This window comes from Bradyrhizobium sp. WD16 (genome assembly GCF_024181725.1).
In the GTDB taxonomy this organism is placed as follows: domain Bacteria; phylum Pseudomonadota; class Alphaproteobacteria; order Rhizobiales; family Xanthobacteraceae; genus Bradyrhizobium_A.
Window position 1 is genome coordinate 4,793,155 of the sequence record NZ_CP028908.1, and the last position, 13,750, is coordinate 4,806,904.

The 13,750-nt window shown below is 67.3% G+C and carries 8 protein-coding genes and 1 tRNA gene; 4 read left to right on the plus strand and 5 right to left on the minus strand.

Annotated elements, in window-relative coordinates; all coding sequences use genetic code 11:
- Window positions 1–89: 89 nt before the first annotated feature.
- The 5 genes from DB459_RS22190 to DB459_RS22210 form a co-directional block, all read right to left on the minus strand.
- On the minus strand, window positions 90–2,882 hold the full coding sequence (locus DB459_RS22190; RefSeq protein ID WP_253707874.1) for a valine--tRNA ligase: 2,793 nt from the start codon (window positions 2,880–2,882) through the stop codon (window positions 90–92).
- Window positions 2,883–3,159: 277 nt separating this feature from the next.
- Window positions 3,160–3,960 carry a PopZ family protein gene (locus DB459_RS22195; RefSeq protein ID WP_253707876.1) on the minus strand — a complete coding sequence of 267 codons (801 nt, stop codon included), beginning with the start codon at window positions 3,958–3,960 and terminating at the stop codon, window positions 3,160–3,162.
- Between the two features lie 231 nt (window positions 3,961–4,191).
- The gene (locus DB459_RS22200) at window positions 4,192–5,595 is read right to left on the minus strand and encodes a TolC family outer membrane protein (RefSeq protein WP_253707879.1); all 1,404 of its coding nucleotides are present in this window, start codon (window positions 5,593–5,595) and stop codon (window positions 4,192–4,194) included.
- A gap of 221 nt (window positions 5,596–5,816) precedes the next feature.
- On the minus strand, window positions 5,817–6,482 hold the full coding sequence (locus DB459_RS22205) for a protein-L-isoaspartate O-methyltransferase (protein ID WP_253707882.1): 666 nt from the start codon (window positions 6,480–6,482) through the stop codon (window positions 5,817–5,819).
- A 626-nt stretch (window positions 6,483–7,108) separates the two neighbouring features.
- A tRNA-Asn gene (locus DB459_RS22210) sits at window positions 7,109–7,183 on the minus strand.
- Window positions 7,184–7,828: 645 nt separating this feature from the next.
- Between DB459_RS22210 and DB459_RS22215 the strand changes: the two genes are divergently transcribed.
- The 4 genes from DB459_RS22215 (at window position 7,829) to DB459_RS22230 (ending at window position 13,729) form a co-directional block, all read left to right on the plus strand.
- Window positions 7,829–9,868, plus strand: a complete 2,040-nt coding sequence (locus tag DB459_RS22215; protein WP_253707884.1) for a calcium-binding protein — start codon at window positions 7,829–7,831, stop codon at window positions 9,866–9,868.
- Window positions 9,869–10,017: 149 nt separating this feature from the next.
- Window positions 10,018–10,674 (plus strand): 2OG-Fe(II) oxygenase family protein, encoded by a 657-nt coding sequence (locus DB459_RS22220; protein WP_253707887.1) that lies wholly within the window; start codon window positions 10,018–10,020, stop codon window positions 10,672–10,674.
- The gene (locus tag DB459_RS22225) at window positions 10,674–12,413 is read left to right on the plus strand and encodes a type I secretion system permease/ATPase (protein WP_253713661.1); all 1,740 of its coding nucleotides are present in this window, start codon (window positions 10,674–10,676) and stop codon (window positions 12,411–12,413) included. The genes DB459_RS22220 and DB459_RS22225 overlap by 1 nt, the downstream gene beginning before the upstream one ends.
- On the plus strand, window positions 12,413–13,729 hold the full coding sequence (locus DB459_RS22230; protein ID WP_253707889.1) for an HlyD family type I secretion periplasmic adaptor subunit: 1,317 nt from the start codon (window positions 12,413–12,415) through the stop codon (window positions 13,727–13,729). Before DB459_RS22225 ends, DB459_RS22230 begins: the two co-directional genes overlap by 1 nt.
- The last annotated feature ends 21 nt before the right edge of the window (window positions 13,730–13,750 follow it).

The following is a 13,750-nucleotide window of genomic DNA, read 5'->3' on the forward strand; positions in this document are numbered from 1 at the left end:
TGCCGTCATGATCGCGTCGTAGAATGCCTCGCAAGAGCCAACGTCGGCCACCGTGATGGAGACGTGGTCGAGCATGCGCGCTTTCCGAGCTACGCCGCGCTCTTGAGGCGCTCCAGCGCCTCGCGGATCTTGGCCTTGCGGGCCTCGGCCTCGTCGCGCTTCTCGCGCTGCTCATCGACCACCTCTTCCGGCGCCCGGGCCATGAAATCGGCATTGCCGAGCTTGGCGTCGATCCGCTTGATGTCGGCCTCGACCTTGGCGAGTTCCTTGTCGAGCCGGGTCTTCTCGGCGGCGAAATCGATGACGCCCTTGAGCGGCAGCGCGGCGACGTCGCCGCGGACCAGCAGCTGCACCGCGCCATCGGGGGCGCGGTCCGCGGCGGTGATGTCGGCGACCCGGGCAAGGCGCCGGATCACGCCGTCCCAGCGCGCGGCGCGGGCCCCGGTCTGCGCGCCGGTGGCGGCGAGGACCAGCGGCGTCAGCGTTGCCGGCGGGATGTTCATCTCGGCACGCACCGAGCGGATCGCGGTGACGAGATCGACGACCCAGCCGATCTCGGCCTCGGCCGCTTCGTTGCGCAGGCGCTCGATCGGCAGGCCGTGGCCACCGACCGGCCAGGGCGTCAACGCCAATAGCGCGTCCCGCTTCGCCGTCACCGCCCACAATTCCTCGGTGATGAAGGGCATGAAGGGGTGGAGCAGCTTGAGGATCTGGTCGCGCACCCAGGCCACCATGGCGCGGGTCTCGGCCTTGGCCGGGCCGTCGGCGCCGGTCAGCACCGGCTTGGCGAGTTCGAGGTACCAGTCGCAATAGACGTTCCAGACGAAGCGATAGATGGCGCCCGCGGCATCGTTGAAGCGATAGGATTCGACCGCCTCGGTGACCTCGGTGGCGGCCGCGGCGGTCTCGTGGGCGATCCAGCGGTTGAGCGTCTCATCCGCCGCGGTCGGATCGAAATCCGCCGGCACCACGCACTCGTTCATCTCGGCGAAGCGCGTCGCATTCCACAGCTTGGTCGCGAAATTGCGATAGCCCTCGACGCGCTGGGTGGCGAGCTTGATGTCGCGGCCCTGCGCCGCCATGGCGGCCAGCGTGAAGCGCAGCGCGTCGGCGCCGTACTGGTCGATCAGGTTCAAGGGATCGATGACGTTGCCCTTCGACTTCGACATCTTGGCGCCCTTCTCGTCGCGGACGAGCGCGTGGATGTAGACGGTCGGGAACGGCACTTCCTTCATGAAGTGGAGGCCCATCATCATCATCCGGGCGACCCAGAAGAAGATGATGTCGAAACCGGTGACCAGGACGTCGGTCGGGTAATAGCGGTGCAGGTCCTCGTCGCTGTCGGGCCAGCCGAGCGTCGAGAACGGCCACAGCGCCGAGGAGAACCAGGTGTCGAGCACGTCCTCGTCGCGGGTGATGAAACCCGCGCGCAGGCTGGGATCGAGCGCCATGTCGTGGCCCTGCTCGGCGGTGATCACCTCCTGCTCGGTGTAATAGGCGAGCGCGTGGCCGACCGCCTCCTCCTCGGTCTCGGCGACGAAGACCTTGCCGTCGGGACCGTACCAGGCGGGGATCTGGTGGCCCCACCACAATTGGCGCGAGATGCACCACGGCTGGATGTTCTCCATCCAGTCGAAATAGGTCTTCTCCCAGTTCCTCGGCACGAAGCTGGTGGCGCTGTCGCGCACTGCGGCGATCGCCGGCTTGGCCAGCGTCTTGGCGTCGACATACCACTGGTCGGTGAGGAACGGCTCGATCACCACGCCCGAGCGGTCGCCATGCGGCACCATGTGGGTGTTGGGCTCGATCTTCTCCAGGAAGCCGAAGTCCTCCAGCCGCGCCACGATCGCCTTGCGCGCGGCGAAGCGCTCCATGCCGTGAAACTCGGCGGCGAATTCGCCGGCGCCTTCCGGCAGGCCACGCAGGTAATCGGCATTGTCGAGCAGCGCGAGGTGCGCCTCCTGGTCGAGAATGCTGATCTGCGGCAGGTGGTGGCGGCGGCCGACTTCGAAGTCGTTGAAGTCGTGGGCGGGCGTGATCTTCACCGCGCCGGAGCCCTTCTCGGGATCGGAATACGTATCGGCGACGATCGGAATGCGCCGGCCGACCAGCGGCAGCACGACATGGCGGCCGATGAGTTGCTGGTAGCGCTCGTCATCGGGATGAACCGCGACTGCGCTGTCGCCGAGCATGGTTTCGGGGCGCGTCGTCGCCACGACGATGAAGCTGGACGGATCGTTCGGGTCGAAGGTCGCGTCCTCGAGCGGATAGCGCAGATGCCAGAGATGGCTCTTGACCTCGACCTGCTGGACCTCGAGGTCCGAGATCGCGGTGAGCAGCTTGGGGTCCCAGTTGACCAGCCGCTTGTCCTTGTAGATCAGCCCGTCGCGATGCAGCTCGACGAACACCTTGACGACGGCGCGCGACAGCCCCTCGTCCATGGTGAAGCGTTCGCGCGACCAGTCGCAGGAGGCGCCGAGACGCTTGAGCTGGTTGACGATGGTGCCGCCGGATTCGGCCTTCCATTGCCACACCCGCTCGAGGAATTTGGCCCGCCCCATGTCGCGGCGGCCCGGCTCCTGCCGCTCCATCAGCTGGCGCTCGACCACCATCTGGGTGGCGATGCCGGCATGGTCGGTGCCGGGCTGCCACAGCACGTCGCGGCCGCGCATGCGCTCGAAGCGGCAGAGCACGTCCTGGAGGGTGTTGTTGAGGGCATGGCCCATGTGAAGCGAGCCGGTGACATTCGGCGGCGGGATCACGACGGTGAAGGGCTTGGCATCGCGCCGCTCCGGGCGGCCGGCGCGGAACGCCTTCGCGTCCTCCCAGGCCTTGGCAATGCGGCCTTCGATCTCGGCGGGCTGGTAGGTTTTCTCGATCATGGCACTTCAATTCATCGGTCGGGCGGCAGGTCGCGGCCTGGACGAAAACGCGTTCGGGACCGGCGCCGGTCTGGCGCCGGATGAGGGTAAGGCACGGCAGATCAAGGTCTTAGAGGCAAAACTGAAGGCGCGACCTTGGCAGCCCGACGGATCGGGCCGCGGCGCTGCTCAGCGCGGGCGATCCGGCACCACCGCCCTAAAAAGCCGCCACAGCGCCCGGAGTCAACCGCAGCGGGCGGCATCCGGCAAGGAAGCGGACGGACGAAGGGTGGCTGCCTCAGCGGCCGCGGGACACGCGCTCGATCTCGGCGCGGACGATGCGCTCGACGAGGTTGGGCAGGTTGTCGTCGATCCAGGCCTTGAGCATCGGCCGGAGCATTTCCTTGACGAGATCCTCCAGCGTGCGGGCATTGTTCGACAGCACCGTATTGGCCAGAGAATTGAACGCCGACTCGACCGAGGCCATGGTCGAGGTCGACATCAGCGGGCGCGACGGCGGCAACTCGGCCTCGGCAGCCGGCTGCGGGTCCATCGCCGCGGATGAAAACGTCGCAGGCAGGGGCGCCGCCGGTTGATAGGTCATCGACGCCGAGCGCGGTTCGGCGAACTCGAGATCGTCCGCCGGTTCGACCGGCTGGAAGCTCGGTCGCGGCAGCGGGGTCGGAGCCGGAGCGGGGTCGGGAAGCGCCATCTGCTCGGTCAGTTCGAAGACGTCGTTCTGCGGGTCGGAGGCGCGCACATCCTCTGCGGAGGTGTCGGCATCGAAGCCCGCCAGCATGGCATCGATGTCCTCCTGGGAATTCTTGGCGGCAGGCGGCGGAGCCGGTGCTGGCGGCGGCGGGGCTGGTGCCGGCTTCGGTGGCGGCGTCGCCGCCTTGGCGGCCGGCTTGGGCGGCGCGACGGGAGGCGGCGTGATGGCAGCCGGCGTGATGGCCGCCGGTGCCGGGGGATTGGGTGGCGGAGCAGGATTGGGGACCGCTGCGGTCGCCGGCTTGCCTTCGTCGTCCGCGATGATCCGCCTGATCGACGCGAGGATCTCCTCCATCGAGGGCTCTTGTGCCCTTGCTGGTTGCGTCATCGCCGACCCCACATCACAGCGCCCTTCAGCAGCATTCACATCGGCGGAAGAAAATTCGATCAAGCAGACACGCCGTACGCCGCGCCGGCACGAATCGCCTCAGATGTTTTCTGAAAGGTATGTCAGGCCATCAAATGATTGCAAGCAAAGGGCTGTGGACACGCCACTTCCGCAACGACGATCCCGCATCATCTTGCATCGCGCCGCGAGTCGCGGCGCGATGCGAAATGTTCAGCGACCGTCGGGGGTGCGGACGCCGGCCCAGCTGTCGCGCACCTGCTGATAATGCACCGACGCATCGTAGACGGTGGTCGGCAGTCCCAGCACGGTCGGCGACAAACGGCCGACGGCGCTGAGCACGCTGTAGGACGCCACGACGCGATCATGCTGGGCGGTCACCAGCGAGTTGCGGGCGTTGACCAGGGCCTGCTGCGCGTTCAACACGTCGAGCGTGGTGCGCTGCCCTACCCGCGCTTCTTCGCGCACGCCGTTCAGCGCCGTTTCCGACGCGGTCACCTGGGACTGCGCCGACTGCACCTGCGACTTGGTCGACTGGAGCTGGCCCCAGGCCTGGGCAATGGTGGCCCGTGTCTGGTCGCGGACCTGTTCGAGGTTGAGGCGCTGCTGCGCCAGGGTTTCCTTGGACTGGCGGATCAGCGAATACTCGGCGCCGCCCTGATAGACTGGGACGCTGAGCTGCGCGACCGCCGAGGCACTGAGCGACCGGTAGACCGTCAGCGTATTCTCGTAGGCCTGCTGGATCGAGCCCACCAGGGAGACAGTCGGGAACAGCGCGCCTTCGGCGACCTTGACATTGAGGAAGCTGACATCGATGCCGTACATCGCGGAAGTGACGTTGGGGTTTTCCGTCAAGCCGATGTCGTAGGCCTTGCCCAGCGTCGGTGGCAGAAAACGGTCGACCGGCGAGGCCGGCGCGAGATTTTCCGGCTCGGTGCCGATGATGCGGCGGAAATTGGCGCGGGTGGTGACGAGGTTCGCTTCCGCGATGAGCTGCTGGGTGCGTCCGGCGGCGAGCTGGGCCTCCGACTGGGCGACGTCGGTGCGGGTCACCTCGCCAACATTGAAGCGGTCCTGGGTCTGCTTCAGGGTCTGCTCGAGCACGCGGGTGTTGCTGCGCTGGACTTCGACGATGGCGGCATCGCGCAGGTAGTCCATGTAGATCGTGGCCGCGGCGAACAGCACGGTCTGCTCCATGACGCGCAGGCCCTCGCGCGCCGACGACACCTGGCTCTCGGCGGAGCGGGTGCGATTGGCGGTCTGCTGGCCGTTGTACAGCGTCTGGGTGATGGTGGCGCCGACGGAGCGTGGCGGATTGGCGCCCTGTATGTGCGCGCTCGTGATGGCGCCGGGGCCGCTCGGCGTGTTGGTGACCGTGTCGTTGTACTGATAGCCGGCGCTGGCGGTGATCGAGACCTTGGGCCGATAGCCCGACAGAGCCTGGGGCACGGTTTCGTCCGTCACCCGCACCGCAGCGCGCTGGGCATTGAGCTGCGGGTTGTTCTGGTAGGCACGCACCAGCGAGGCTTCGATGGTGTCGGCCAGCGCCGGGGCCGTTGCCGCGAGCCCCAGCATCAGAGCGGCGACAGCTGCCCCCGTGGCGATCTTCAAATGCATTCCCGATTTTCCATCATCTCCCGCCCTATCCGCTCGCCATGCAGGCGCGCGAAACCGGGCGGTTGTGTCCCCGACTCAACCACCCGCCAACATAGGCGGGACCTTGAAGGTGGGAAATCCCCAATGCCGAGCGAGCTTGGCGAAAAAGCGCTGCTGGCGCAATCGGGTCACACTGGCCCGACCTGCTTGTTCTTGCAGCGCATGACAATCCGCCGCGTGGGTCAAAAAACGAAGGCCGGAGACCGTTCGAGGCCCGGCAGCACGGCCGCATAGGCGTCGAACAGCGGCCGGTTGCCGAAATCCGCCGGCGACCGGGTGACGATCTCGGCCCGCGGCGGGTTGGCGGTCGCGAAGACACCGACGAGCCGTCCCCCGGGCTTGAGCTGGGCATAGAGCGTCGTGGGGGCCACCTGGGTGGCGCCGTCGAGCAGGATGACGTCGAACGGCGCCCGGTCAGGGGCGCCGGCGGCCACCGGGGCCTGGATGACGGCGACGTTGGTCGCGCCGACCTGCCTGAGCGTCGCCTTGGCCGTCGCGGCCAGGGTCGGATCGGCTTCGGTCGCCACCACCTCGCGGGCGAGACGGGCCGCCAACGCCGCTGAATAGCCGGTGGCGCAGCCCACCACGAGAATCCGGCAGTCCTCCGTTACCTCGGCGGCCTGCAGCAGGCGGGCCAGGACGGCGGGCTTCAACAGGGATCGCTTCGCAGTGCCCGGCGCGCCGACATCCAGGTCGAGATCGAGATAGGCCAGCGCCCGCCTCGCCTCGGGAACGAACAGCTCGCGCGGCACCGCCAGCATGGCGTCGATGATCCGCAGATCGGTGAAATTGCTGGGCCGCACCTGCCCATCCACCATCTTCTGCCGCGCACTGGAAAAATTGGTCATGCTGGAACATCCCCTGCCATTGGCGGGGCGCATCTTTGGTGCAACGCGGGCCAAAACGCAACCGCGCCGCAACGCGTCCACAAGGCGGTCGAGCGGTCACCGCAACCGGTCACCGAATCAGGCTCGTGCCGTGGCTTGCAGCTTGATGCGATTTGACAATTTCAGGCCTCGTGGCCGAGCCCGCAACCGCGTTTCGGACATGCCTTTTCGAGGACCCGAGGGATGGCGGGCGCCGCTTTTCGGGATCGCCCGGAAGAGCGTCCCCTGACGGCGATGGCGGTGGCGTTTGTCGCGACCGTGCCCGGCGGGGCGCCGGTCAGACGCATCCCTGGAATCAGAAAGGCCGCTCCGGGACACGAAGCGGCCTACCGGGCAAATGGATCCGTGCTGAAATGAATTGGTGCCCCCCGGTGGACGAGAGCTACCACGGGTCCGGGTTCCCCTTTGTGAGGTCGATCACACTTGGCTGGGAAACACTTGGCCGGGAAACACTTGGCCGGGAAAGAGAGCCCCTGGCGGCCGGGGCCGATCCGCCTCTGGCGGCGGCCATAATTTCGGCTTTCGCTGTATTTTGTGTGGTTTGCGGTTGCTTGCGGCTGCGGGCAAACAACGGCGAATAAGGCGTGTGGCTCCTCGGGCCGGATTCGAACCAGCGACCAACCGGTTAACAGCCGGTTGCTCTACCACTGAGCTACCGAGGAACAGGGCCGGACGGGTCCGGCGACGCAGGGGCGTATAACAAAGCCCCCGTCGGTTGCCTAGCGGGTATTTGCCGAATTTTTCCAATCCGGTGGACAGACTTGCGGACCTGCCTTCGGCCGACCGCCGTTTGGCGCCAATTCTCGGACCGCCGGCGCGGCAATGACGGCGGCGCCGGATTTGACCCGGGATCGCCCGCGGCGAGCCAGCCCTGCCCCAATCTGTTGCCGGCATTGCCGGCGACCAGCTCCGACGTGGCGCATGGTGCGCGGCGGTGGCTTGCTTCTGCAGCCGCAGGGCGCGGCGATCGCGCGGCCATGTCGGGCGGCCGCATCGTCGCTGAAACGAAGCTGAAGAACCAGCGGGCGCTGAAACGTGGCTCGTTTGCGCTGCGGATCACTCGTTCGCTGCGCGACGCCACTGCAAGAGCGCCGTGCGGTGATATGGCGCAAATGCGGGCGCGTGTAGCCACCGCCACTGGACCGGTTGTCGTTTCGCCAGAACTCGCCTGTGGACGTCGCCGCGTCAAATTGGCGCAAGACCCGCTTCCGCTTGTTCCCCGTCGCCTCGCTGTCATCGAGCCCCACTAGCAGTCGTCCGCCGAAGTTGACGGCCCTTAACCGACTTTTTGCGAGGAGCTGCCTGACATGTCAGAGCACGACCATCACGAACGCCACGAAACCCACGGTTTCCGTCCCTTCCGTAAACCTGTCTTCGGCAGCAGTGCCGACGACATGATCACCGGAACGGCCGGCAACGACATCATTTTCGGTTTCGGCGGTGACGACGTGATCAAAGCCGGCGCCGGCAACGACATCGTGTTCGGCGGTCGTGGCAGCGATTTCATCGACGGCGGTGCTGGCAATGATCACCTGGTCGGCGGCGCCGGCAACGATGCGCTGATCGGCGGCGCCGGCAACGACGAACTCTCCGGCGGCCAGGGGCGCGATCTGCTGGTCGGCGGTGCCGGACGCGACGAGCTCGAAGGTGGCTCCGGCAACGACAAGTTCCTGTTCCGCAAGGGCATGGGCGTCGACACCATCGAGCACCTTCAGGCCGGCGACCGCATCGACATCCGCGATTTCAAGCTGCCCTCGTTCCAGGCGCTGCTCGATGCCAGCCAGCAGGTCGGCCATGACGTCGTCATCGCGCTCGGCGGTGGCGACAGGATCGTGATCGAGGACACCAGGCTGAGCCAGCTTCATGCCGACCAGTTCGTGATCGCCGACCAGGTGACCGGCGTCTCGAGTTCGCAGTCGCCCTATCTGGTGAGCACGGATTCCCATGTCTATGTCGAATCCGTCATCACCGCCGGCGATACCGTCAAGGGCTACACCATGACCGGCCTTCCGGACGGGCTCGGCGCCTTCGACAACGGCGACGGCACCTTCACCGTACTGATGAACCAGGAGCTCGGTGCCGGCAGCGGCGTGGCGCGGGCGCATGGCGCCGCCGGTGCATTCGTCTCCGAATGGGTGATCGACAAGACCACCCTCGAGGTCAAGTCCGCGCACGACCTGATGCACGACGTGTGGCTCTACAACGCCGCGACCGACAGCTACGAAGACCACAGCGCCGCGCTCGGCAACGGCGTTGCCTTCGCCCGCTTCTGCTCGGCTGACCTGCCGGCGACCAGCGCGCTCTACAATGCCGAGACCGGTCTCGGCTTCAATGACGGCCGCATGTTCCTCAACGGCGAAGAGTCCAGCGCGGAAGGCCGCGCCATGGCGCACATCGTCGGCGGTTCGCAGGACGGCAACAGCTACGAACTCGCCTGGCTCGGCAACTCGGCCTACGAGAACGTCGTCGCCAGCCCGTGGACCGGCGACAAGACCGTGGTCGCCATGCTCAACGACACCGCGGCGGCCGGCAACAGCGGCGGCGCTTCGACCTTCGGCGGCAACGACCGCGGCGAGGTCTATTTCTACGTCGGCGACAAGAGCGAAACCGGGCTCGCCGTGGACAAGGCGGGGCTGACCGGCGGCGGCGTCTATGGCGTGAAGATCTCCGGCCTCGAATTCGAGACCGACCTGACCACCAAGGCCGGGCTCGGCGGCAACGCTGGCGTGCATTTCGACCTCGTCGGCGTCGGCACCGGGGCGAACTCCGCCGACGTGCACACGCTGACGGGCGCCGAGATGGAAGCCAACAGCCAGGCGGCTCACGTCACCGGCTTCGAGCGGCCGGAAGACGGTGCCTGGGATACCGTCAACACCAACCGCTTCTACTTCGTCAGCACCGCCTCCAACAACGGCCACAGCAAGCTGTGGCAGCTCGACTTCGTCGACGCCAAGGATCCGACCAAGGGCGGCACCGCGAAGCTGCTGATCGACGGCACCGAGGGCGACGATCACCAGATGTGGGATAATCTCACCGTCAGCAAGGACGGCAAGATCACCCTGCAGGAAGACCCCGGCAACAACGCCCGCGACGCCGCGGTGTGGCAGTACGATCCGGCCAACGGTTCGCTGACCAAGATCGCCCAGCACGATCCGTCGCGCTTCGTTTCGGGCGGTGCCAACTTCGTCACCCAGGACGAGGAGAGCTCGGGCATCATCGATGTCACCGATATCCTCGGCAATGCGGGCGAGCACGTCTATCTGCTCGATACGCAGTCCCACAACAGCGTCGGCGGCGCGGTGGTGGAAGGCGGCCAGCTGCAGGTGCTCCACCAGTATCTGGTCTGATCGCCATCCGGCCTGTCAGCCTCGACGAGTCGTGCGCGGGTTCATCCCGCGCACGGCTTGGCGCATTCAATTTGAGATTTTGATCGAACGCCCGAATGACGATGCATGAGCCCTCCCCGCAGCCTGCTGCGCCTTGCAGCCTGCAAGGAATGGATTCCCTGTTCGCGTCACCCTTGGTGACGCTGCAGGTGAATGATGCGACGCGGCTGAACGCCGTACTGCGGCGCGAAATTCATCAGATGCGCGCCGCCTCGAACGGCGTGCTGCGGAGCAATCAAAAGGGCTGGCACTCGGACCCCGACTTGTTCGGCAGGACTGAACCGGGCTGTCGCCGCCTTCAGGCCGCCATGCTCGACGCGGTTCGCCAGGCGACGCTGCAGATCGCCGCCGATTTCGATTTCTCCGGCTTCGCCCTGCAGGTCGAGGGCTGGGTCAATCTCAGCGGCCGCAATGCCTTCAGCGCGCCTCACGATCACCCCGGCTGGGCCTGGTCGGGCTGCTATTACGTGACGGTGCCGCCGCTTGTCGCCGGCCGCAGCGGGGCCATCGAGTTCTTCGATCCGCGGACCAATGTCCGCGCCATGTCGATCGACGGCGCCGATTGTTTCGCCAGCAAGGTGACGCTGCTGCCGCGCGAAGGCATGCTGCTCTTGTTCCCGTCCTATCTGCGTCACTGGGTCTATCCCAATGATAGCGACGACGAGCGCATCTCGATCGCCTTCAATGTGCGCTTCCTCAAGCGCCCCTCCGCCCGCTCCGCCAGCGAAGCGAGGGTGGAAACCGGCGCGGCCGCGAGCGTGTCATGATGGCCATGGACGACGGCATCGCCGGCGCCAGCCGGCCGAAGAGCGAATTGAGCGCGGCGCTGGCCTCGTGCCGCGTGGCCTTCGCCGGCATCGGCGCATTCAGCGGCCTCATCAACATTCTGACATTGACCGGCTCGCTCTTCATGCTCGAGGTCTATGACCGCGTGCTGCCGAGCCGCAGCGTGCCGACCCTGGTCGGGCTCGGGCTCATCACCGCGCTTCTCTTCGGCTTCCAGGGACTGATGGAGATCGTGCGCGGACGCCTCCTGGTGCGGATCGCCAACCATCTCGACTGGCGGCTCGGCGATCGCGTCTATGAACTGGTGTTGCGGCTGCCGCTCGAGACCCGCGGCAGCGGCGACGGATTGCAGCCGGTGCGAGATCTCGACACGATCCGCTCGGTGCTGTCCGGACCGGGACCGGCGGCGCTGTTCGACCTGCCCTGGCTGCCGATCTATCTCGGCATCTGCTTTGCCTTTCATTCCTATATCGGCTGGACGGCTCTCGGCGGCGCCGTGGTGCTCATCGTCCTGACGCTGGCGACCGAGGCGCTGTCGCGGCGGGCGGTGCGCGGCGCCGCCGCCGCGGGCGCCGCCCGCAACCGCCTCGCCGAAGCCAGCCGACGCAGCGCCGAGGCCATCGTCGCCATGTCCATGACGCCGCCGCTGCGCGAGCGCTGGAACGGCTACGGCGGCAGCTATCGCGCCCAGAACAAGATCGCGAGCGACGTCGCCATCGGCCTCGGCGCGGCGGGGCGGACCTTCCGCATGATCCTGCAATCCGGGGTGCTGGCGGTCGGAGCCTATCTCGTGATCCACCAGGAGGCGACCGGCGGCATCATCATTGCGAGCTCGATCCTGAGCGGCCGCGCCCTCGCACCCGTCGACCTCGTGATCGGCAACTGGAAAAACTTCATCTCGGCGCAGCAGAGCTGGCGCCGGCTCGAGCAGCTGCTCACCCTGCTGATGCCGCTGCCGCGGCAATTGCCGCTCGCCCCGCCGACCCGGACGGTGAGCGTCGAAAACCTGTCGGTGACCCCGCCCGGCACCGAGCGGGTGACGCTGAACGAGATCGGCTTTCGACTCAAGGCCGGCGACGCGCTCGGCGTGGTCGGCCCCAGCGCCTCCGGAAAGTCGACGCTGGCGCGTGCCCTGGTGGGGGCGTGGAGGCACAGCCGCGGCGCGGTGCGGCTCGACGGCGCCGCCCTCGAGCAATGGCCCGCCGATACGCGCGGCCATCACATCGGCTATCTGCCCCAGGATGTCGAACTGTTCGAAGGATCGATCGCCGACAACATCGCCCGCTTCCGGCCCGACGCGAACATGGAGGCGATCCTCGGCGCGGCGCGGGCGGCCGACGTCCACGACATGGTCGTGGCGCTGCCGCAGGGCTACAACACCCAGATCGGAGCCCAGGGTGGTTTGTTGTCCGCCGGCCAGAAACAGCGCATTGCGCTTGCCCGCGCGCTGTTCGGCGATCCCTTCCTGGTGGTGCTCGACGAGCCCAATTCCAATCTGGATGCCGAAGGCGAGCAGGCCTTGATGAAGGCGATCGTCGCCGCCAAGGCGCGCGGCGCCATTGTCATCGTCATCGCCCATCGCACCGCGGCGCTGGCGGCGGTCGATCACGTTCTCGCCCTGGCGCAGGGCCGGCAACTCGCCTTCGGGCCGCGCGACGAGGTGTTTCAGCGCCTGTCGCGGCCGCAGCCGACCCCTGCCCCGCTCAAGGTGGTGCCGTGATGAAGACCCGATCCGACCTGCGCGCCTTCAGCGAAACCGCGTCGCTGCGCAATCACCTTCTCGGCGGCGCGATGATTGCCCTGGCGCTCACCGCCGGAATCGGCGGCTGGGCCGCGACCACGGAGCTGTCCGGCGCCGTCACCGCCGCCGGTTCGGTGGTGGTCGATTCCAATGACAAGAAGGTGCAGCACCTCGCCGGCGGCATCGTCGGCCAGCTGCTGGTCCGCGAGGGCGACCGGGTGCGCGCCGGCGACGTGCTGCTGCGCCTCGACGAGACCATCGTGCAGGCCAACCTCGCCATCGTCCGCAACGGGCTCGACGAAATGCGGGCGCGCAAGGCGCGTCTTGCCAGCGAGCGCGACAGCCTCGCGCAATTGGCCATTCCCGCCGATCTCGCCGAGGAGTCCTCGCCGACGCTGCTGGCTGCGCTCGACAGCGAGCGCAAGCTGTTCGAGCTGCGGCGCTCGGCGCGTGAAGGCCAGCGGGCGCAGCTGCGCCAGCGCATCGCCCAGCTCGAGGACGAAGTGCGCGGTTACGAGGCGCTGCAGGCAGCCAAAACCGAGGAGATCGAGCTGATCCAGCGCGAGCTGGAGGGCGTTCGCGCGCTGTGGGAGAAGAACCTCGTCCAGATCACGCGGCTGACGGCGCTGGAGCGCGAGGCGGCGCGGCTGAAGGGCGAACGCGCCCAGTCGGTCGCCTCGACCGCGCAGGTGCGTGGCAAGATCGCGGAAATCTCGCTGCAGATCATCCAGATCGGCCAGGATCTCTCCAGCGAGGTGGCGAAGGAATTGCGCGAGATCGACGGCAAGATCGGCGAATATGTCGAGCGCAAGGTTTCGGCCGAGGACCAACTCAAGCGGGTCGACCTGCGCGCGCCGCAGGACGGCGTCGTCCACCAGCTCGCCGTCCACACCGTCGGCGGCGTCGTCAGCCCCGGCGAGGCGGTGATGATGATCGTGCCGGAAGCCGACGCCCTGGCGGTCGAGGCCAGGATCGCACCCCAGGACATCGATCAGGTCCGCGCCGGACTGCTGGCCGGAATCCGCTTTTCGGCCTTCAACCAGCGCACGACCCCGGAGATCACCGGCACAGTCGCCCGCCTCTCCGCCGACACCACCACCGACCAGCGCAACGGCCAGAGCTACTACACCGCGCGGATCGCCCTCCATCCGGACCAGCTGGCCCGCCTCGGTGAAGCGCGACTGCTGCCGGGCATGCCGACCGAGGTCTTCATCAAGACCTATGACCGGACGATCCTGTCCTATTTCGTCAAGCCGCTGTCGGACCAGGTCGCGCGCGCATTCCGCGAGCGCTGAGCGGCGCTGCGCGCCTCTCGT

Bases quoted from the DNA above. Each gene is read 5' to 3' on its own strand.
- DB459_RS22190 (WP_253707874.1), bottom strand. From the start codon at position 2,882: ATGATCGAGAAAACCTACCAGCCCGCCGAGATCGAAGGCCGCATTGCC.
- DB459_RS22230 (WP_253707889.1), top strand. From the start codon at position 12,413: ATGAAGACCCGATCCGACCTGCGCGCCTTCAGCGAAACCGCGTCGCTG.
- DB459_RS22195 (WP_253707876.1), bottom strand. From the start codon at position 3,960: ATGACGCAACCAGCAAGGGCACAAGAGCCCTCGATGGAGGAGATCCTC.
- DB459_RS22225 (WP_253713661.1), top strand. From the start codon at position 10,674: ATGGCCATGGACGACGGCATCGCCGGCGCCAGCCGGCCGAAGAGCGAA.
- DB459_RS22215 (WP_253707884.1), top strand. From the start codon at position 7,829: ATGTCAGAGCACGACCATCACGAACGCCACGAAACCCACGGTTTCCGT.
- DB459_RS22205 (WP_253707882.1), bottom strand. From the start codon at position 6,482: ATGACCAATTTTTCCAGTGCGCGGCAGAAGATGGTGGATGGGCAGGTG.
- DB459_RS22220 (WP_253707887.1), top strand. From the start codon at position 10,018: ATGGATTCCCTGTTCGCGTCACCCTTGGTGACGCTGCAGGTGAATGAT.
- DB459_RS22200 (WP_253707879.1), bottom strand. From the start codon at position 5,595: ATGCATTTGAAGATCGCCACGGGGGCAGCTGTCGCCGCTCTGATGCTG.